20 protein-coding genes and 1 pseudogene are annotated in these 17,973 nt (G+C 58.3%); 8 read left to right on the forward strand and 13 right to left on the reverse strand.

Annotated features, from left to right (window positions below):
* Window positions 1-51: 51 nt before the first annotated feature.
* Window positions 52-342 carry a SelT/SelW/SelH family protein gene (locus RGU44_RS02005; protein WP_322215379.1) on the forward strand — a complete coding sequence of 97 codons (291 nt, stop codon included), beginning with the start codon at window positions 52-54 and terminating at the stop codon, window positions 340-342.
* Window positions 343-346: 4 nt separating this feature from the next.
* Here the strand turns inward: RGU44_RS02005 and RGU44_RS02010 are convergent, their stop codons facing one another.
* The gene (locus RGU44_RS02010) at window positions 347-1,237 is read right to left on the reverse strand and encodes a DMT family transporter (RefSeq protein WP_322180264.1); all 891 of its coding nucleotides are present in this window, start codon (window positions 1,235-1,237) and stop codon (window positions 347-349) included.
* A 175-nt stretch (window positions 1,238-1,412) separates the two neighbouring features.
* Between RGU44_RS02010 and RGU44_RS02015 the strand changes: the two genes are divergently transcribed.
* Window positions 1,413-2,258: a UDP-2,3-diacylglucosamine diphosphatase gene (locus RGU44_RS02015; protein WP_322215382.1), complete on the forward strand. Its 846-nt coding sequence runs from the start codon at window positions 1,413-1,415 to the stop codon at window positions 2,256-2,258.
* A gap of 14 nt (window positions 2,259-2,272) precedes the next feature.
* Here RGU44_RS02015 and RGU44_RS02020 read toward each other — a convergent pair whose 3' ends face one another.
* Both RGU44_RS02020 and RGU44_RS02025 read right to left on the reverse strand, forming a co-directional pair.
* The gene (locus RGU44_RS02020) at window positions 2,273-2,866 is read right to left on the reverse strand and encodes an HD domain-containing protein (protein WP_322180260.1); all 594 of its coding nucleotides are present in this window, start codon (window positions 2,864-2,866) and stop codon (window positions 2,273-2,275) included.
* A 124-nt stretch (window positions 2,867-2,990) separates the two neighbouring features.
* Window positions 2,991-3,302 (reverse strand): DUF962 domain-containing protein, encoded by a 312-nt coding sequence (locus RGU44_RS02025; protein ID WP_322215384.1) that lies wholly within the window; start codon window positions 3,300-3,302, stop codon window positions 2,991-2,993.
* Window positions 3,303-3,436: 134 nt separating this feature from the next.
* Between RGU44_RS02025 and RGU44_RS02030 the strand changes: the two genes are divergently transcribed.
* The gene (locus tag RGU44_RS02030) at window positions 3,437-4,438 is read left to right on the forward strand and encodes an AraC family transcriptional regulator (protein WP_322180256.1); all 1,002 of its coding nucleotides are present in this window, start codon (window positions 3,437-3,439) and stop codon (window positions 4,436-4,438) included.
* Window positions 4,439-4,440: 2 nt separating this feature from the next.
* Here the strand turns inward: RGU44_RS02030 and RGU44_RS02035 are convergent, their stop codons facing one another.
* Entirely contained in the window at window positions 4,441-5,883 is a 1,443-nt protein-coding gene (locus RGU44_RS02035) for a TrkH family potassium uptake protein (protein WP_322215386.1), read from the reverse strand.
* A 178-nt stretch (window positions 5,884-6,061) separates the two neighbouring features.
* Here RGU44_RS02035 and RGU44_RS02040 point away from each other — a divergent pair, with 178 nt between their 5' ends.
* Entirely contained in the window at window positions 6,062-6,622 is a 561-nt protein-coding gene (locus RGU44_RS02040) for a nitroreductase family protein (protein ID WP_219064195.1), read from the forward strand.
* 64 nt (window positions 6,623-6,686) lie between these two features.
* Here the strand turns inward: RGU44_RS02040 and RGU44_RS02045 are convergent, their stop codons facing one another.
* From RGU44_RS02045 to RGU44_RS02085, 9 genes and pseudogenes are all read right to left on the reverse strand, one after another.
* On the reverse strand, window positions 6,687-9,269 hold the full coding sequence (locus RGU44_RS02045; protein WP_322215388.1) for a DUF2235 domain-containing protein: 2,583 nt from the start codon (window positions 9,267-9,269) through the stop codon (window positions 6,687-6,689).
* Window positions 9,254-9,808, reverse strand: a complete 555-nt coding sequence (locus RGU44_RS02050) for a DUF3304 domain-containing protein (RefSeq protein ID WP_322215390.1) — start codon at window positions 9,806-9,808, stop codon at window positions 9,254-9,256. Before RGU44_RS02050 ends, RGU44_RS02045 begins: the two co-directional genes overlap by 16 nt.
* A pseudogene (locus tag RGU44_RS02055) lies at window positions 9,793-10,023 on the reverse strand (DUF3304 domain-containing protein); the annotation flags it as partial. The pseudogene RGU44_RS02055 and the gene RGU44_RS02050, both read right to left, overlap by 16 nt.
* Before the next feature lie 364 nt (window positions 10,024-10,387).
* Window positions 10,388-11,725: a HAMP domain-containing sensor histidine kinase gene (locus RGU44_RS02060; RefSeq protein ID WP_322215392.1), complete on the reverse strand. Its 1,338-nt coding sequence runs from the start codon at window positions 11,723-11,725 to the stop codon at window positions 10,388-10,390.
* 69 nt (window positions 11,726-11,794) lie between these two features.
* Window positions 11,795-12,214 carry an LTXXQ domain protein gene (locus RGU44_RS02065; RefSeq protein WP_219064539.1) on the reverse strand — a complete coding sequence of 140 codons (420 nt, stop codon included), beginning with the start codon at window positions 12,212-12,214 and terminating at the stop codon, window positions 11,795-11,797.
* A 132-nt stretch (window positions 12,215-12,346) separates the two neighbouring features.
* Complete coding sequence (locus tag RGU44_RS02070) at window positions 12,347-13,024, reverse strand: response regulator transcription factor (RefSeq protein WP_219064538.1); 678 nt, start codon at window positions 13,022-13,024, stop codon at window positions 12,347-12,349.
* 7 nt (window positions 13,025-13,031) lie between these two features.
* Entirely contained in the window at window positions 13,032-13,445 is a 414-nt protein-coding gene (locus RGU44_RS02075; RefSeq protein ID WP_322215394.1) for a translation initiation factor 2, read from the reverse strand.
* A 124-nt stretch (window positions 13,446-13,569) separates the two neighbouring features.
* On the reverse strand, window positions 13,570-13,869 hold the full coding sequence (locus RGU44_RS02080; protein ID WP_219064536.1) for a YciI family protein: 300 nt from the start codon (window positions 13,867-13,869) through the stop codon (window positions 13,570-13,572).
* A 2-nt stretch (window positions 13,870-13,871) separates the two neighbouring features.
* Window positions 13,872-14,468, reverse strand: a complete 597-nt coding sequence (locus RGU44_RS02085) for a septation protein A (RefSeq protein ID WP_322180234.1) — start codon at window positions 14,466-14,468, stop codon at window positions 13,872-13,874.
* A gap of 66 nt (window positions 14,469-14,534) precedes the next feature.
* On the opposite strand from RGU44_RS02085, the gene RGU44_RS02090 reads away from it, so the two are divergent.
* From RGU44_RS02090 to scpB, 4 genes are all read left to right on the forward strand, one after another.
* Complete coding sequence (locus RGU44_RS02090; protein ID WP_322180232.1) at window positions 14,535-15,395, forward strand: PHP domain-containing protein; 861 nt, start codon at window positions 14,535-14,537, stop codon at window positions 15,393-15,395.
* 13 nt (window positions 15,396-15,408) lie between these two features.
* Window positions 15,409-16,038 carry an L-threonylcarbamoyladenylate synthase gene (locus tag RGU44_RS02095; RefSeq protein ID WP_322180230.1) on the forward strand — a complete coding sequence of 210 codons (630 nt, stop codon included), beginning with the start codon at window positions 15,409-15,411 and terminating at the stop codon, window positions 16,036-16,038.
* 120 nt (window positions 16,039-16,158) lie between these two features.
* Window positions 16,159-16,857 (forward strand): ScpA family protein, encoded by a 699-nt coding sequence (locus RGU44_RS02100; RefSeq protein ID WP_322217730.1) that lies wholly within the window; start codon window positions 16,159-16,161, stop codon window positions 16,855-16,857.
* Window positions 16,858-16,932: 75 nt separating this feature from the next.
* On the forward strand, window positions 16,933-17,706 hold the full coding sequence (gene scpB, locus RGU44_RS02105) for an SMC-Scp complex subunit ScpB (RefSeq protein ID WP_322215396.1): 774 nt from the start codon (window positions 16,933-16,935) through the stop codon (window positions 17,704-17,706).
* Window positions 17,707-17,973 lie beyond the last annotated feature (267 nt).

Here is a 17,973-nt window from a genome sequence, read left to right on the forward strand (position 1 = left end):
CTCAGATAAAGCGCCTTTTAACGCCAACCCTTGAGGAATGAGAGTCAGGATATGTCTGCCGTCAAACCCGAAATCGTCATCACCTATTGCACCCAATGCCAATGGCTTCTGCGGGCCGCGTGGCTCGCTCAAGAGTTGCTCAGCACGTTTTCCGACGATCTGGGCAAGGTCTCGCTGGAGCCTGCGACCGGTGGGGCGTTTCGAATCACGTGCAATGGTGTGCAGATCTGGGAGCGCAAGGCTGATGGCGGGTTCCCTGAAGCCAAGGTACTCAAGCAGCGAGTGCGTGACCAGATCGACCCGCAGCGCGACCTGGGGCATAACGATCATCCGCAGGCGTAAGCATTCAGTGGGCTGAAGCGGCGTCGGCTTTGTGCTCGATTGTTTTAGATCCCAGCCGGCTCGAGACCACGATCGCGACGATGATCAGTGCGCCACCCAACAACATTCGCACCGTGGGCTGCTCGGCGAACAGCAACCAGGCGAAGGTGATGCCGTATACCGGCTCAAGGGCAAAGACCATCGCGGCGGTGCGCGCTTTTATTACCGCCAGGCTGGCGACGAACAAACTATGCGCCACACCTGTACAGAACACCCCAAGCAGACTTATCCACAGCCAGTCGAGGGGCGTGACGCTGCTCAGCCCCGGTGCCGCGGCAGGCAACAGGCACGCCGCGACCACCAGATTTTGACACAGCGCCGCCTGTACGGCCGGAATTCGCCCGGAGCTGGCGCGGTTGGTCAGAGACAACAGTGAGAACAGTAAACCGGACAATACGGACCACAGCAGGCCGAGAGTGGCCTGACTGGCGAGGTCGAAATCCGGGGTGACCAACACCAGCCCGATGCTGACCAGTAGTACCAGGATGATTTCATTGCTGCGAATCCGCTCGCGGAAAATCAGCCCTTCGAGGATCACGGTAAAGGCCGGGAAGCTGGCAAAGCCCAGTGTCGCGATGGCCACGCCGGCAACTTTCACGGAGATGAAAAAGCTCACCCAATGCCCGGCCAGCAGTAACCCACCCAGAACCAGTCGACGCCAATCACTGCCGCGCAGTGATTGCCAGGCGGTATTGCTGGCGAAACGGGCGAAAAAGCCCAGGGCGATCACTGCAAAAGCTGCGCGGCCGAACACGATGATCGAGGGCGAGGCGGCGGCCAGTTTGCCGAATACCCCGGTCAGGCCGAACATCAGGGCGCCAATATGCAGGGCGCCAAGCGCAGAACGGTGATTCATTGCAGTCCTTATCAGTCAGCTTTTACGGTGCGGGGATGACCGCTAAGTGTAGAGCGCATGCCTGACCGTTGTCTGTTGCCGTTTTTGGGTCATTTGTCATCCAATCGCCACGCCAATGTCATCTCCGATTAACCAGCGCCGGGCAAGCTCGCTAAAACCCTGCCGGAGGTTGTCCATGAGCAGTGCTCAGCTCGCTAAACCCAGTCGCAAGCAACGGGTGAGAACCTTGTGGATCTCAGATGTACACCTCGGCACACGTGATTGCCAGGCTGAGCATCTGTCGAACTTTCTCAAGCAGTATCACGCTGACAAGGTGTACCTGGTCGGCGACATCATCGATGGCTGGAAGCTGCGCGGTGGCATGTATTGGCCTCAGGCGCACACCAATGTGATTCGCCGTCTATTGACCATGAGCAAGCGCGGCACCGAAGTGATTTATGTCACCGGCAACCACGACGAATTCCTGCGGCGTTACTCGACGCTGATCCTGGGCAATATCCGATTGGTGGACGAGGCCGAGCACGTCACGGCTGATGGTCGTCGTCTGCTGGTGGTGCATGGCGATCAGTTCGACGTGATTACGCGCTACCACCGCTGGTTGGCCTTTCTCGGTGATTCGGCCTATGAATTGACCTTGACCCTTAATCGCTGGCTGAACCACTGGCGTGCGCGTTATGGCTACGGCTATTGGTCGCTGTCGGCGTACCTCAAGCACAAGGTCAAAACGGCGGTCAGTTTCATCAGTGACTTCGAAGAAGCCATCGCTCACGAGTGCGTAAAGCGTGGCTTTGACGGGGTGGTCTGCGGGCATATTCATCACGCTGAAATCCGCAACGTCGGCGAGGTGGAGTACCTCAATTGTGGCGATTGGGTCGAATCCTGCACTGCGCTGATTGAGCATTTAGACGGCTCTATCGAATTGTTCCGGCTGGCCGACGCTCATCTGCGCGAGGCGCGGGTTCCAGTCCGGCAGAAGCGGGTCGAGGAAGACGAGGGACGGGTCAGCGAACCGGTTGTTTAAAGCCAGCCTGGCCATCAGGACGATGAAAGATCTTGTTCTATGGCCGATTGATAGATCGAGCGTTTCGGGTGGGTAAAAACCCGTTCCAACATGGGCTCGAAGAAGCTCAATGGCAACGTGTTGTATGCAGGGTCGAACGCTGCGGCATCGTATTTTGCGCAGAATTCGATGGTTTGCTGATACTGCGGATGCGCCCGGAATTGCTCGCGCAGCATGCGGTCCATGCCCAGGTGATGAAAAAAGTAGTAGCCCTGGAATATCCCGTGTTTTTCCACCATCCACAGGTTTTCCTCGCTGACGAAAGGCTTGAGAATGGCCGCTGCGATGTCCGCGTGGTTATAGGACCCCAGTGTGTCGCCGATATCGTGGAGCAGGGCGCAGACGATGTACTCCTCGTCGCGACCGTCGTGACAGGCACGTGTGGCGGTTTGCAGGGAGTGGGTCAGGCGATCAACGGGAAAGCCACCGAAGTCACCGTCGAGCAGCCGAAGATGGGTCAGAATTCGCCCCGGCAACTGCTTGGCATAGGCGCTGAAGTCCTGGGCAATGATCGCCCAATCCTCCTGAGTACCTTCCTTCATATGGGTAAAGCGGGCCTGAGTGTTCATCGACGGTCCTGTCTTTGTTATGGGTAAACAAAGACCCAGTCTATGCTGCGTGGGGATTTCGGCAGTGACCGTGAAAGACGCATTGCTGGCCCTGCGCGCCGAGTGCCATTCAGGGTGAAGTTTTCTAGAAAGGCACTTTGCCCATCACCATATCGCGGTACATGACGAAGTCGCCCAACAGGCTATAAAACGGATGCTTGAACGTGGCGGGGCGATTCTTTTCGAAAAAGAAATGCCCGACCCAGGCAAAGCTGTAACCCGCAATGGGTACTGCCCATAACAACTGCCAGCGGGCGCTGCCCATCGCGAAGGCCGCGATAAAAATCACCAGCGTGGTGCCGATGAAGTGCAGTCGGCGACAGGTGCTGTTGCTGTGCTCCGACAAGTAGTAGGGGTAGAAATCAGCGAAACGTGTGAACGACTGGGTGGTTGTCACGACGTGTACCTTCGGTTCTTGTTTTAGGGGCTGAGTGTAAAGTGGCTGATTCATCCGGCCAGTGACATTAAGCACCAGAATAGTATCCTTGTGCCAGTAGCCGCAGGACGTGGCTTATCTTGAAAGAAACTGCCATGAGCGAAAGAACGACTTCTGCAAGTTGGGCGATGGGTATCGTCAAGTCATTGGAACTGGATGGTCTCGATTGTCGTTTGCTCTTTAAGGAACTGGGGCTTGATTATGCCGATCTGGACAATCCCGATGCGCGCTTCCCTCAGGACTCCATGACACGGCTGTGGCAGCGAGCAGTGGAGCTTTCAGGCAACCCGGCGATTGGTTTGAACATGGCCAAAGTCGTGCGTCCGGCGTCCTTCAACGTTGCCGGCTATGCGTTGATGTCCAGCCAGACCCTCAAGGAGGGCTTTATGCGGTTGGTGCGTTATCAGCGGATTATCGCTGAAAGTGCCGACTTGAGCTTTCGTCTGCTGCCCGAAGGTTACGCACTGATCCTGACCGTGCATGGCGATCATCTGCCACCGACCCGGCAAAGCGCCGAAGCATCACTGGCCTCGGCCTTGACCTTCTGTGGTTGGTTGACCGGCAGGACGTTGCAGCCGCGCGAGGTGTTGATTCAGGGCGATCAGCCCAAGGACCTGGAGCCCTATAAAAAAGCCTTTCATGCGCCGATGACGTTCAACGCGCCCTATGACGCCCTGGTGTTCGAGCGCGCGGATATGGAAGCGCCGCTGCCGACCGCCAATGAAGCCATGGCGCAGTTGCATGATCGTTTTGCCGGGGAATACCTGGCGCGCTTCTCGGAAAGCCGCGTCACCCATCAGGCCCGTCAGGTGCTGTGCCGGTTATTGCCTCAGGGCGAGCCAAAGCGTGAGACGGTCGCGCAAACCCTGCACCTGTCCCAGCGCACGTTGCAGCGTCGCTTGCAGGAAGAGGGCACCAGTTTTCAGGTTTTGCTCGACGTCACCCGCCGTGAGTTGGCCGAGCAATACCTGACGCAGCCGAACATGACCTTGCTGGAAATCGCCTACCTGTTGGGGTTTGCCGACCCCAGCAATTTCTTCCGCGCCTTCCGTCGTTGGTTTGATGAGACTCCGGGGGAATATCGCGCGCGGATGTGATCTCAGTGCCGCCAGAACGCTGGAACGCAGAGGACCAGCACGGTGATGATTTCCAGTCGGCCGAGCAGCATGCCCAGCGATAGAATCCATTTGGCCGCATCCGGCAGCCCGGCGAAGTTACCCGCCGGGCCAATGATTTCGCCCAGCCCCGGACCAACGCCGGAGACCGTACTGGCCGCACCGGTCAGGGCGGTCATCCAGTCCACGCCCAACAGCGACAGGAGCAGCGCAATCACGCAAATGGTGATTGCGAAGAAGAACGAAAAGGTCAGGATCGAGCGGACAATTTCTTCGTCCAGGCGGTGGCCGTTGTACTTCTGCTTGATCACCGCACGGGGGTGGATCAATTGATTGAGGTTGGCTCTGAGCAGGATATAAGCGACCTGAAAACGGAAAATCTTGATCCCGCCCGCCGTCGACCCTGAACAACCCCCCACGAAACCCAGATAGAAAAACAGCATCAATGCGAAGTTGCCCCACAGGCTGTAATCGCCCAGGGCGAACCCAGTGGTGGTCATGACCGATGTCACGTTCAACGCCACATGACGCAGGGCATCCAGCCAATGCATGCTGGTGGTTGCCCAATACCAGGTGCCGAGCACCAGCCAGGTCACCAGCAGAAAACCGAGCAGCCCGCGCACTTGTTCGTCCTTGAACAATGCCCGTCGATTGCCGCGCAAGGTCGCCACGTACAGGGCAAAGGGCAAGCTGCCGAGGATCATCACTACAATCGCGACCCAATGCACGGCGGGTTGTTGCCATTTCGCCAGTGATTGATCGGAGGTGGAGAAGCCGCCGGTGGAGATCGCTGACATGGCATGGTTGATCGCATCGAACAGGCTCATGCCTGCCGCCCAGAAGGCTAGGCTGCCCAGGCTAGTGATGCCGACATAGGTCAGCAGAATGTACTTGGCCACCATATGAGAGCGCGGCATGACCTTCTCCGAGCGGTCGGAGGATTCCGTCTGGAACAGGCGCATGCCCCCGATGCGCAACAGTGGCAGGATCGCCACCGCCATGCCGATAAAACCGATACCGCCGAGCCAGTGCAGTAGCGAGCGCCAGATCAGAATCCCTGGCGACATGCTGTCCAGCCCGCTCATTACGGTGGACCCGGTGGCGGTAATCCCGGACATGCTTTCGAAAAACGAATCGGTATAGCTCATGTGCTGGGACAGCAAAAACGGCAGCGCCGCGAAAATGCAGACGACAACCCAGCTGGACACCGTCAGCAGGTACATGTCCCGTGGGCGCAGATGAATGTGCTCGGGACGCCCAGGGATGACCAATGCCAGGCCTACAACGAACGTAATCAGACTCGCCCAGAGAAAGGAGCGGATATCGCTGGTGTGGTCGAAAATCACCAGTGTCAGCATGGCGATAGCCAGGGTGATCAGGAAAATGCCGATAATGAAACCGATAATACGAAGGGTCGGCAACGCCATGCAGTGGTTCTGACTTGGGAGTGGAAAGGCGCCATTCTACCTGCGGTCGAGGCTTTATAAGTCGATACGCTTTTGTTACCAGTTGTAAGTGCTGATTGTAATTAAAGGGTCGGCGCGCTCGTTATTGAGGGTGAACACATCCTAGAATGGCCCATCATTTTTAAAAGGAGACAGCTCAATGGAGGCGCTCGACGCTTTGCTCAATCGTGTATCGGTACCCCGGTTGATCGACCCGGCACCGGACGCGGCACAACGGGAGATATTGTTCAGCGCTGCCCTGCGTGCACCTGATCACGGTCAGCTGCGGCCATTCCGCTTCCTGACGGTCGAAGGTAAAGCGCGCGAGCAGATGGGCGAGTTGCTGGTGCAAGCGTTGCAACAGAGCGATGCCGAGGCGACACCGCAAGCATTGGACAAGGTGCGTCAGGGGCCTATGCGTGCGCCGTTGGTGGTGGTGGTGATTGCCAAACTGCAGGATCACCTCAAAGTGCCCAAGCAAGAACAACGGATCACCGCTGGTTGCGCCGCCCACGCGGTATTGCTTGCGGCATTTGCGCTGGGCGTCGGTGCCGTGTGGCGTACAGGGGAGTTGTCGTATTCGGCCCAGGTCGCCAAGGGTTTGGGGTTGGAGGCGGACGAGGAGGTTGTTGCGTTCCTTTACCTGGGCACCCCACAACATCCCCCCCGCACCGCACCGAAGCTGGACACGGCTGACTTTGTCAGTGAGTGGCAGGGCTGAGCCGGCCTAAAACTCGGCAGGGTGAAGACAGTTGCTTTTGCAGTAGATCGAAGCCAGAGGCGGCTCAGCCGCCTGCACTGCCCAACGCCCCTTTCACTTGATCCAGCAACCCCATCTTCGACTCGTCAGGCAACGTGTCGAGCAGGTCCTTAACCTTCGCCAACGCCTTCGCCGCTTCCGTGGCCTTGAGCAGTTTTTGCAACTCAGGCGTGGTCGCGGTTTCTGCGCTGAGGGGCGGCGGTGTGGGCAAGGCCTTCACCATTTTCAGCATATCGCCAGGGTCTTTGCTGAACGCCCGAATGTTGTCGAGATTGTCCAGCATCGGCAGGGCGATGCCCGTGACAGAATCAAACGCGCTGACTTGCGGAAAGCCCACCTTGCCGCGAAACACGGGGATGCCCAGCGATGGAATCAGCAGACCCACCAGATAACGCGGGTCGTGGCGCTTGATGCTCAAACCGACACTGGCCACCGCAATACCCACCCCAATCACTTGCCCGGCCCTCGCCACCGGCGACAGGGACTTGTTGGATTCGGTGTCGAAAAAGATGCAGCGGTAGCGGAAGTAATCACTGAACACTTCGCGCTCGCCCAAGGCCGTTGAGTTCATGAACCAGGCGCGTGAATCGTGGACCTGCTCGTCGAAAAAGTCGGTGAGCGTGCGAGCGGTGTCGGTCAGGGGCTCGGCGGTTTTTAAGTCATAGAGCGCCAGGTAAGCCTGGTTACCAGAGGTGCGCAGGTCACGGTATTCCTGGGCTTCATCCTGCTCGTTGGTCAGGTATATCAACCCCCCGAACAGCAGATGAGGAATGGTCGCCCAACTGATGGCGTCACCGGCCAACGCCAGCGACCAGTTGCTCGGGTCATAGTCGCGACCGAACTCGGTCATGGCCCTGTCCATCTGGCGCTGATCGAGCGTGGGTTCAAAGGCTTTATGGGTATTAAAGTCGATGGGTTGTGCCGCGCCGACGCGTTGTTCATAACCCTGTTTGAGCGCCCGATACTCCTGATGCGTTGCCAGCGTGCTGCCTGACAACTCCTTGAGCGGTTGGCCCTCATGGTTGGCCTTGTTCTCGGCCAGTTGTCGCTCATGCAGCGCTTTAAGGGCATCCCATTCCTCCTGGGTCATGTCCTTGCCGTTGACATGCTGGTAGGCGGAGGTTGTCCTGAAGTGATAGCTGCCATAACGATTGATCCGCCACCCCGTCAGCAGCGCCTGCTCACCGGCCAAGGCGCCTTCCAGCGGGCCGGTTTTGTGGTGGGCGAGCCAGGTGTTGAAGCGGAGGGTGAGGGTTTTGGAGACGGCGAAGGCTTCAGCGGTTCCTCTGTCCATTTCCAGCCAAGGCCACTTTTCTTTTTGCTCTTCACTGAGTGCAATCGAAGACGCCTGTAACGGAGCACCCACGGCATAGGCCTCGGCGTACATATGGTGCAACGGAAGTTGTGACATCACGTCCTGAGGACCGCCCAGCGACTTGCCCTGATCGCCCGGCGGATATCCACCACCGACATCGGAGTGCATGCCGGGGTACAGGTATTCGACCGTATTGGCGCGGTAGGTTGAAGGGCCACTCGGGTCATCGGGGTCGTTCTTGCGCCGGATCGAGTCCACCGGGAAACAGGTGCGTTGCTCATGGGCGGCGACCAGATGCACGCAGCGCTCCAAAAACTTCTCCGAGTCCGACAGGCGCATGGAGTCATCGGCCCACCCCATATGGCCCTCGGCGAACGGCATCGCGTAGGCCATGCCGGTGGAGGCCACGGTGTCGAACAGGCCCAGGAAGGCAATGCAGATCGGTAGGCCAGCAAACAGGTAACAGGTTTCACCCTCGATTTCGACCTGGGTCAGGCTCTCCAGCCAGGTGGCAAAGGCCCGGGCTTCGGCGGCGCCCCGGGAAAACCCATACACGTACAGGCGCAGGCCGATGATTCTGGGTTGGGTCTTGCGCACATGCACGAAGTCGACCTTTTTTTGCAGGGCCAGCAACGGCGCCTGTAAGGCCTCGCGCCGAAGGCTGTCACCGCTCTTGAGCAACGTCGCGCCGAGCATCTCTTCAGTGAACGAGGTGCCCATTTTTTGCACCAGTTCGAAGGCGTCTGAAGGCTTGAGACGTGGTTCACCGCAAGCCCGGCCCACCGCATCCAGCAGGCGCGTAATACCCCAATTGATCCGGTTCTCGCCGCCGACCGCGCCGATCAGCCCCAAATCTCGTGGTTCGAACTCGCCGATTTCCTTGAACTCGGTGCCGACCCCTTGCATGTAATAGGCGTAAAACCCGTTGGTATTCGCCCGGCTCTGCTCTGCGTCTGAGTCGGCACCGACGCTGGCGTGGTAAAGCCGTGCCACGTTGCTGGTGCTCGGGGGCTGACCGAGTTTGTCTGAAGGTTCGTGGTTGTTGGTGCCGTCGAAACACAGGGAGATGTTCAGCACATTCATGCACGGCGGGCCGGTATAGGTTTCACCCGCCGCCTCGGCGGCGCGTTCAGCCGCATAGCCGGCCAGAAGCTCGGGCCGAAATTGTGTGCGGTAGTTAAGCCCCACATCCTCGGACGTGCGCGGCAGCAGCCCCTCTTTGGGGAACGGCGGGGTCGGCGTTAAAGGCGCCGGGGCCGGGCGTTGAGAGCCTGAATTCAAAGTGTTGGACATACCGAGGGCTCTTCCATTCTGGACGGGTAGTTGAAGGGATAACCGGCTTGGCCGGGCGTAACCGCGACAGCCGAAACGGCAACCTGGTTGCAGGGCAAGAAATGAACATCGATGACGCCGAGTTCTTCATACGGCGCCACCTCCACGACGGCGCGATGGCGGGTGTTGTTGAGCTTCTCTTTCTTCATTCGGGCGTGCCATGCATCAGAAAACATGGGTTCAGGCCATTTGCCGTAGGCGTGCGGCGTCGGATCCTTCTCCCACTCGACCACCACGGTCAGGCCGGGGTGCCACTTGCGGGGCAGGCTCACGCAGCAGTTCTGCTTGCCGCCCCCGCCGTAAGGGCCGATGTTCGGCCCGCCATTGCCGTTGACCATGAAGTAGTTGATCGCCGCCGAGGTATGGCTGTAGCCCTCGATAGGCGCGCCCAGTCGGTCGGGCAGTGATTTGCTGCAGGCTTGCAGCGCAAGGCAGGCGAGCGCAGCCGCCCAAAGCGCTGGCCTTCGGCGTGGGGCGCCAGCTTTTAAGGTGCGGGACATACGGCAGGCTCTTCCATTTTGGAGGGGTAGTTGAAGGGATAACCGGCTTGACCGGGAGTAACGGCGACAGCCGAAACGGCAACTTTGTTGCAGGGTAAGAAATGAACATCGATGACGCCGAGTTCTTCATACGGCGCCACCTTCACAACAGCTCGATGGCGGGTGTATTTAGTGCGGTGCTCTTTCATCCGCTCTCGCCAAGCATTAGATGAAAAGGATTCCGTCCAAGCCTGGCGGTGGTCAGGCTAAAGCTTGGCTGATGAGCTAACGCTGGCATTCCGACGTCCTGCCTTTTGTAAGGAGAGTTGTCCAAGGTATGTTCGGCGAAAGGTTTTTTAGCGTCTGTAGGCCAAATCCGCGTCGTGTTGCGGGAAAGGTCTGAAATGTTGACTCATAAAAAAACCGCCGTTCGTGAGAACGGCGGTTTTGGGGGGAGCGGGGCCTTAGTGTGAATGAAATGGAAACAATACAATGTGCCCTGGCATCCGATATCGACCCTGGCTTGTCGCAGCCTTCGGCAGCACCTACAGTGAATCGGTATTCAGCCCAAGACCTGCGAACTTACTCGAAGGCATGCGCTCAGGCACCAGGGATAACGGGCTCCAACGGTAGGTCCAAAGTGGCAACGAACCCGCCTTGGGGATGATTGGTCAGGGTCAGGTAGCCACCGTGCCGTTCGGCTGCACGCTTGGCGATAGCCAGCCCCAGGCCGTGGCCCGGCGCAGTTTGGCCGGGTGCGCGGAAGAACGGTTCACCTAGCTGAGACAGGTGTTCCGATGCCACTCCGGGGCCATGGTCACGTACGCTGATCAGCAATCGCCCTCCCTCGCACTGGGCTTTCAAGTCAATGGCTTGGCCTGCCGGGTTGAAGCGCAGGGCATTGCGCAACAGATTATCCAGCGCCCGTTCGAGCATGTCGGGCCAGCCTTGCAACTCAACACCGTCTTGTACCCAAACCCGCACCTCCTGTTCGGGGGCGTTGAGCCGGGTATCGCTTTGTAAGTGGTGCAGCATCGCGTCCAGATCGACGGGCTCGGCGGTGCCAAAATCCGCGTCCAGGCGTGCCAGCACGAGAATCTCGCCGATCAATGCTTCCAGCCGATCACATTCGCGGGCCAGACGCGGCCAGAGCTTCTCGCGCTCAGCCGGTTCGGCACGTTCGGCCAGCGCCAATGCGATGCGCAGCCGTGCGAGCGGTGAGCGCAGTTCGTGGGACACATCGCGCAGTAACTGACGCTGGCTGCTGATCAGGCTCTGCAGGCGCGCGCCCATGCGGTTGAAGTCGGTGGCCAGCACGCCGAACTCGTCACGGCGATTGGCCAACTGCGCCAGGCTGTTCTGTTGATAGGTGGTTTGCCCCAAGTCATCCACGGCACTGCGCAGACGGCTGAGTGGGCGGGTGATGGACAGCGTCACCAGCAGGCTGAACAACGTCAGCACCACCAAAGCAATGCCCAGGGCGCTGAGAGGCCAAAGCAGGCTTTCGCGGTGCCAGGCGTCAAGTTCCGGGTGCGGAATCCGGTAGATCAGCAAATACGTTTCAGCCGTTTTCGGGCTGGTGTATTCGGTGGTCAGGCGACGCCACGGTAATTGGCGGGGATCGTTGTGTTGGCGCGCTTCAAATGCCGCCGCACGGGGTGGAAACGTCCCGCGTACCAGGGGCTCACCGCTTTCGTTGAGGACCTGAACGTCAATGTGATAGCGCCGTTTACTCTGTTGCAGGTAGTCCTGTGCGGCGTCTTCACCCTGGTTTTCGTAGAGTTCGGTCCAGTTCTGCGCCAGGTTGGCGAGGCCCGGATGGCGACTGAGGATCCATGCATCTTGATTGAGCATATGCCCGAGCAAAATAGACAGGCCTGCAACCAAGGCGATGGCTAACCAGAAACTGGCCAGGATTCGCCAGAACAATGAACGCACGTGAATACCTCAAACGATAAAAGCCCGACACGCGTGAGCGTATCGGGCGGGTAAGGAGTCGGTTCGCCGTTATTGGGCTTGCTGAGCTTTCTGGGCTTTCCAGGTCTGGAACTCGGCATGCTCGGCACGACGTTGAGCTTCTTTTTGCTGTATCACGTCGAATTGTTTTTGCTGATCAGGTTTCAGCAGTGCGCGGACGTCGCTTTGGGCCTTTGTATGCTTGGCGTCTATCTCATCCTGCATGCTTTTCTGCTGTGCTGGCGGCAGCATTTGCAGATAACGCTGGGTGATTTCATCACGGCTACGTTTTTGCTCAAACATGATTCGGCCGATCTGTTGGCGCTGGTCCGGGGTCAGGTTCAGCTCGCTGTACGGGCTGTGACCATGCATGCCAGGGCCGCCATGACCCATGCCGCCTTCTGGCGGCGCGGCCATCGCGATAGCAGGCAATGAAGCGGCGAACAGCAGGGCGATTAAAGTCTTGCGCATGGTGTATCTCCTTGTCTCTAATCCGGCTCGTTGCCGGTTGAGGCCAGTGTAGGGAGATCAAGGTCAGCGGCGGTCAATACTCGGTAAAGCTTGAGTAAAGAGCTTCTGGCCTGAAACTGACAGAAGCAGGCCCTAGACGCTGTAGTAATAACCGCGACTGCGCAGCGCAACGATCCGTGGACGGCCGTCGGCATGAGGCCCGATCTTTTTGCGCAGGTTGCTGATGTGCATGTCCAGGCTTCGATCATAAAGCGTCAATTTGCGACCCAGTGCCAGTTGCGCCAGCTCTTGCTTGTCCAGCGGTTCGCCGGGTTGGCGCAGGAGGGCCTCGAGCAGACGGCTTTCGGAGACGGTCAGCGTGAACTCATGCTCATCGATAATCACTACGCCGCGCACGGGGCTGAAGCATAAGTCGCCGAGTTCGAGCTGGCTGGACACTGCCGGTGGATGGCTACGGCGCAAAACAGCGCGCAGGCGTGCCGTCAACTCCCGAGGATCGCAGGGTTTGGCCAGGTAATCGTCGGCGCCCAGTTCCAGGCCGAGGATCCGGTCCAGCGGTTCACCCCGGGCCGACAGCATCAGCACGGGCAAGTCGGGGTGATCGTTACGCAGTTGCTTGAGCAGTTCCAGGCCGCTGCCATCGGGCAACATCACATCCAGCACGACGGCTGCGGGTTGCGATTGAGCCAATGCGCGTCTGGCGCTATGGCCGTCGTGGCAAGCCTGCACCTGAAAGCCTTCCTGACTCAGCCAACTGCTCAGAAGCTCGCAGAGCTCCTGATCATCATCAATTAATAACAGTTCGCTCATGATTCACTCAATTCAGCCACTGGCGACGCTGTCTACGCCAGCCACTGGCAAAGATACCGCAGAGTAGGGCAATCATCGCAACTCCACCCCCGGCGACGAACCATTGTTGCTCATCCGTAAACATGCGTGGAGGCAAGACGGACTGTGCTTCTTTGAGTTGCAACTTGAGGCGTTGGTTCTCCACGCGCAAGCGACTGAATTGCAGGCTTTCGCGTTCGGTGTCGACACTCTGTATTTGCTTACTCAACTCTTCGCGCTGGTGCTCGCTTTCTTTTAGACGCTGTTGCAACTCGGTAACCTGGCTGCTGGCGCTCGGCAATAGAAGCTTGGCACTGTTGTTGGTACCGGATAACTCGTCAGCCTGGGCCGTAACTCCAAGGGTTAGCACGGTCAACAGCAGACACAACGGACCTGAACGCATCTGAACTCCTATATTTTTGTTGAGTGTTCAGCAGGTTGTCGGCAGGTTATCGAGAATAGTGAACAGGCGAAAAGGGTAACCGGCAAGCGCCGCGATGATTGCGCGCGGCGCCTGCGCAAGCCTGTTACGGCAGGGTTTGTCTGAACGGCTTGACCAGTACGTTGGCGTATACACCGGCTGCAACGAACGGATCGGCGTCGGCCCAGGCCTGTGCGGCGCTCAGGGATTCAAACTCGGCGACGATCAGGCTGCCGGTGAAACCCGCAGCGCCGGGGTCGTTGCTGTCGATGGCCGGGTTCGGACCTGCCAACACCATTCGACCTTCATCCTTGAGCGCGACGAGCCGCGCCAGGTGATCAGGCCGCGCAGCCAGGCGTTTTTCGAGCGAATTGGCGACGTCTGTAGCAATGATGGCGTAAAGCATGGTCAGTCCTTGGTTTTAGGAGTGGAAGGGTCCGCGTCGTGCATGTGGCGGGCCAGGAATATCCCTTGGCCAACCAGAAACAGCAAGGTCATGCCCAGGCTGCCGAAGACTTTGAAATCTACCCAGAACTCCTGATAGGTGAAGGCCACATACAGATTGGCCGCACCGCAGAACAGGAAGAAGAAGACCCAGGCGATGTTCAGTCGGGTCCAGATCGGCTGGGGCAGAGTCAATGCATGGCCCATGATGCGCTGGATCAATGGGCGGTCACCGATGAAGTGACTGCCTGCGAATGCCAGGGCGAACAGCCAGTTGACCACTGGCGCCTTCCATTTAAGAACGGCTTCGCTATGGAAAGCCAAGGTCAGGCTGCCGAACACCAGGCAGGCGATCAGGGTCAGCCATTGGCTTTTTTCCAGTTTGCGCTGGGTGATGAACAAAATACCGTAGACCACGAGCGAGCTGATGATCAGCATCGCGGTAGCGCTGAAAATTCCGCCTACCATGAAGCTGTGGTCCAGAATGTCGACGGCGCGGGGTTCGATCTTGTAGACGATGAAAAACAGGAGCAGCGGGATGAAGTCGATGAATTGTTTCACAATGGCAGCCAGAAGCAGGATGTGGCGGCATAATAACAAACATCAATGACAGCGAAAGCGCCTCCTATGAATGTTGACCTGCACTGCCACAGCACCGCTTCCGATGGCGCCCTCGCGCCCGCGGTCCTGGTTGCGCGTGCTTATGAAAACGGAGTGCGGGTCCTGGCCCTTACTGATCACGATACCCTTGAAGGCCTCGAAGAGGCCCGTGCTGCGGCGCTTGCGTTGGATATGCAGCTGGTCAACGGGGTGGAATTATCTTGTACCTGGGGTGGGGCAACTGTCCACATTCTGGGCTACGGTTTTGATATGAAAGCCCCTGCATTGGTCGATGCCATTGACCGTTTACACCATGGACGCTGGTTGCGTGCCGAAGAAATAAGCCGAAAATTAGCGATCAAAGGTATGCCAGGGGCCCTGGAAGGTGCTCGTGCGATCCAGCAAGCGCTGGGTGACAGCGGTAATGCTCCGGCTCGACCACACTTCGCTGACTTCATGGTGAGTGCCGGTTTTGTCAAAGATCGCGCTGAGGCATTTCGCAAATGGTTGGGCGCTGGCAAGCTGGGCGACGTCAAACAGCATTGGCCAACCCTGGAAGAAACCGTCGCGACCTTACGCGAGTCCGGGGCCTGGGTCAGTCTGGCGCACCCTTGGCATTATGATTTCACCCGCAGTAAACGTCGTAAGCTGATCGCCGCCTACATTGAGGCTGGCGGCCACGCTATCGAGGTGGTTAATGGTCTGCAACCTGCGGAGCAGGTGGGTAGTCTGGCCATTCTGGCTCGTGAGTTCGGTCTGCTGGTAACTGCCGGCAGTGATTTTCATGCTCCTGGCGCTTGGTCCGAAATTGGCGTTTATCGCCCGTTACCGGAGGATCTTCCGCCACTTTGGTGTCGATTCAAACATGACCAGCCTACTGCCGTCTGAACAGGAAGATACCGTGAGTCAATTTTTCCAGGTCCATCCGGAAAACCCGCAGGCACGTCTGATAAAACAGGCTGTGGAGATTATCAAGGCCGGTGGCCTGGTGGTGTATCCGACGGATTCGTCCTACGCCTTGGGTTGCCAGATCGGTGACAAAAACGCCATTGAGCGCATCCGCCGCTTGCGTCAACTGGACGACAAACACAACTTCACCCTGTTGTGTTGCGATCTGTCTCAACTGGGGACCTACGCCAAGGTCGACACTGCGGCGTTCCGCGCGCTCCGGAACCATACGCCCGGGCCTTACACCTTTATTCTCAACGCCACGCGTGAAGTCCCGCGGTTGATCCTGCACCCCAAGCGCCGGACCATCGGCCTGCGCGTGCCAAACCACCCCATTGCTCAGGCGCTGCTTGAGGAACTGGGCGAGCCGCTGATGAGCGTGAGCCTGATCATGCCGGGCGAAACCGTGCCCTTGAGTGATCCGTATGAGATGCGTCAGGTATTAGAGCATCAGGTCGATCTGATCATTGATGGCGGCATCGGCGGTATTTCGGCTTCCACTGTGATCAATCTGGCTGATGGCGAGCCGCAAGTGATACGGGTGGGCTGTGGCGATCCGCGACCGTTTGGGGGTCAGCCTTAGATGGCAGTGGCCGAGGCGGTTGATAGCCAGGCGGATGCCCAGCAGGAGCTGCCGTTCGCCATGGTCTATGGTCAAGCGGTCATGCACATGCCGCTGGACCTGTACATCCCGCCGGATGCGCTGGAAGTCTTTCTCGACGCGTTCGAAGGTCCGCTGGACTTGTTGCTGTACCTGATTCGTAAACAGAACATTAATATCCTCGATATTCCCGTGGCGGAAATCACTCGTCAGTACATGGGTTATGTCGAATTGATGAAAACCGTGCGCCTGGAGCTGGCGGCCGAGTATCTGGTGATGGCCGCCATGCTCGCCGAAATCAAATCGCGGATGCTGTTACCGCGCTCGGCTGAGATTGAACAGGAAGAAGACGACCCACGCGCTGAGTTGATCCGTCGTCTGCAAGAGTACGAGCGTTTCAAAGCCGCCGCCGAAGGTATCGATGGCTTGAGCCGGGTAGGGCGTGATGTGGTAGTGCCCAGGCTGGATGCTCCCGAAGCGCGTGCGCGCCGGTTGCTGCCGGATGTCAGTCTGGAAGAACTGTTGATGTCCATGGCTGAAGTCCTGCACCGGGGCGACATGTTTGAAAGCCACCAAGTCAGTCGCGAAATGCTGTCGACCCGGGAGCGCATGAGCGATGTGCTTGAACGCCTCAAGGGCGGCGGGTTTGTACCGTTCTCCGAGCTGTTTACGGCCGAAGAGGGGCGCTTGGGCGTTGTGGTGACTTTTATGGCGGTTCTGGAACTGGTCAAGGAGTCCTTGGTCGAGTTGGTGCAGAACGAACCCTTTGCGGCGATCCATGTCCGGGCGAGAGTCGAATAGCGGTTTAGCTGAATAGCTGAATAAATAAAAGACGCGCACGACTGAAGCGCGGCGAGCCTGATAAAGAGCCAAACGATGAATTTGAACGACCCGCGCGAGCTGGCCCCCCTGCTCGAAGCTTTTCTGCTGGCCTCCGGTAAACCTGTGTCGCTGGAACGCCTGTTCGAGCTGTTCGAGGAGGGCGAGCGTCCCGAGCCTCCGGTATTCAAGAAAGCCCTGCAATTGCTGGGAAAATCTTGCGAAGGCCGGGCTTTCGAGCTCAAGGAAGTGGCTTCTGGGTATCGCTTGCAGATCCGTGAGCGGTTTTCGCCATGGGTCGGACGGCTCTGGGAAGAGCGGCCGCAGCGTTATTCCCGGGCGATGCTGGAAACCATGGCGCTGATTGCCTATCGCCAACCTATCACGCGGGGCGAGATCGAAGATGTGCGTGGGGTGGCGGTCAACAGCCATATCGTCAAAACCCTGCTGGAGCGCGAGTGGATCAGAATCGTCGGCTACCGTGATGTGCCCGGAAAACCGGCAATGTTCGCCACCACCAAAGCGTTTCTTGATCACTTCAACCTTAAAAACCTCGACGACCTGCCGCCACTGGCCGATCTGCGGGAACTGGAGCCTGAGCCGATTCTCGATTTCGATGACGCCCCGGTTCCGGCCAGCCTGCAAGCCCTGGCCGATGCCAGCCTTGACCCCGACGCCGAGCCAGAGCCGCCGCGTGATGAAACCAGCTTCCGCAGCTTGCTGGTCGAGCTCGACTCGATGGAGCTGGGTCTCAAGACCGACTTTGATGATTTGTTGCGTGAGGAGATTGAGCCTGAGGCAGATGAGCGTGATGTGCCTGAAGATAAATAATTATCCTCGTGGCTGTCTTGCATCAGCGTCTGCAAGGTCGATAAACGCTCGGTGTTGGCAGAGTCGGTGTTGCGATTGATCCGGTTAAACGCCACCGGTCGGCGGAAAAAGAAGTAAGGCGCTGCATTTGTACGAGTCTCTGATGCGTAGCGCGCGCCTTGAGCGTATGATTCGCGCCCTTTTGGCGATTTATCCTCGTCATCAGGCACGGCTTCAAGTCATCAGATTTTAGCAACCAGGTCGCGCCATTTCTCAGTACGATCTGTT

Source organism: Pseudomonas sp. 5C2, from assembly GCF_034314155.1.
Classification (GTDB): Bacteria; Pseudomonadota; Gammaproteobacteria; order Pseudomonadales; family Pseudomonadaceae; genus Aquipseudomonas.

Coding starts and splice junctions, on each gene's coding strand:
- RGU44_RS02005 (WP_322215379.1), top strand. CDS start 52: ATGTCTGCCGTCAAACCCGAAATCGTCATCACCTATTGCACCCAATGC.
- RGU44_RS02075 (WP_322215394.1), bottom strand. CDS start 13,445: ATGCGTTCAGGTCCGTTGTGTCTGCTGTTGACCGTGCTAACCCTTGGA.
- RGU44_RS02050 (WP_322215390.1), bottom strand. CDS start 9,808: ATGTCCCGCACCTTAAAAGCTGGCGCCCCACGCCGAAGGCCAGCGCTT.
- RGU44_RS02010 (WP_322180264.1), bottom strand. CDS start 1,237: ATGAATCACCGTTCTGCGCTTGGCGCCCTGCATATTGGCGCCCTGATG.
- RGU44_RS02065 (WP_219064539.1), bottom strand. CDS start 12,214: ATGCGCAAGACTTTAATCGCCCTGCTGTTCGCCGCTTCATTGCCTGCT.
- RGU44_RS02080 (WP_219064536.1), bottom strand. CDS start 13,869: ATGCTTTACGCCATCATTGCTACAGACGTCGCCAATTCGCTCGAAAAA.
- scpB (WP_322215396.1), top strand. CDS start 16,933: ATGAATTTGAACGACCCGCGCGAGCTGGCCCCCCTGCTCGAAGCTTTT.
- RGU44_RS02015 (WP_322215382.1), top strand. CDS start 1,413: ATGAGCAGTGCTCAGCTCGCTAAACCCAGTCGCAAGCAACGGGTGAGA.
- RGU44_RS02040 (WP_219064195.1), top strand. CDS start 6,062: ATGGAGGCGCTCGACGCTTTGCTCAATCGTGTATCGGTACCCCGGTTG.
- RGU44_RS02035 (WP_322215386.1), bottom strand. CDS start 5,883: ATGGCGTTGCCGACCCTTCGTATTATCGGTTTCATTATCGGCATTTTC.
- RGU44_RS02030 (WP_322180256.1), top strand. CDS start 3,437: ATGAGCGAAAGAACGACTTCTGCAAGTTGGGCGATGGGTATCGTCAAG.
- RGU44_RS02045 (WP_322215388.1), bottom strand. CDS start 9,269: ATGTCCAACACTTTGAATTCAGGCTCTCAACGCCCGGCCCCGGCGCCT.
- RGU44_RS02090 (WP_322180232.1), top strand. CDS start 14,535: ATGAATGTTGACCTGCACTGCCACAGCACCGCTTCCGATGGCGCCCTC.
- RGU44_RS02070 (WP_219064538.1), bottom strand. CDS start 13,024: ATGAGCGAACTGTTATTAATTGATGATGATCAGGAGCTCTGCGAGCTT.
- RGU44_RS02020 (WP_322180260.1), bottom strand. CDS start 2,866: ATGAACACTCAGGCCCGCTTTACCCATATGAAGGAAGGTACTCAGGAG.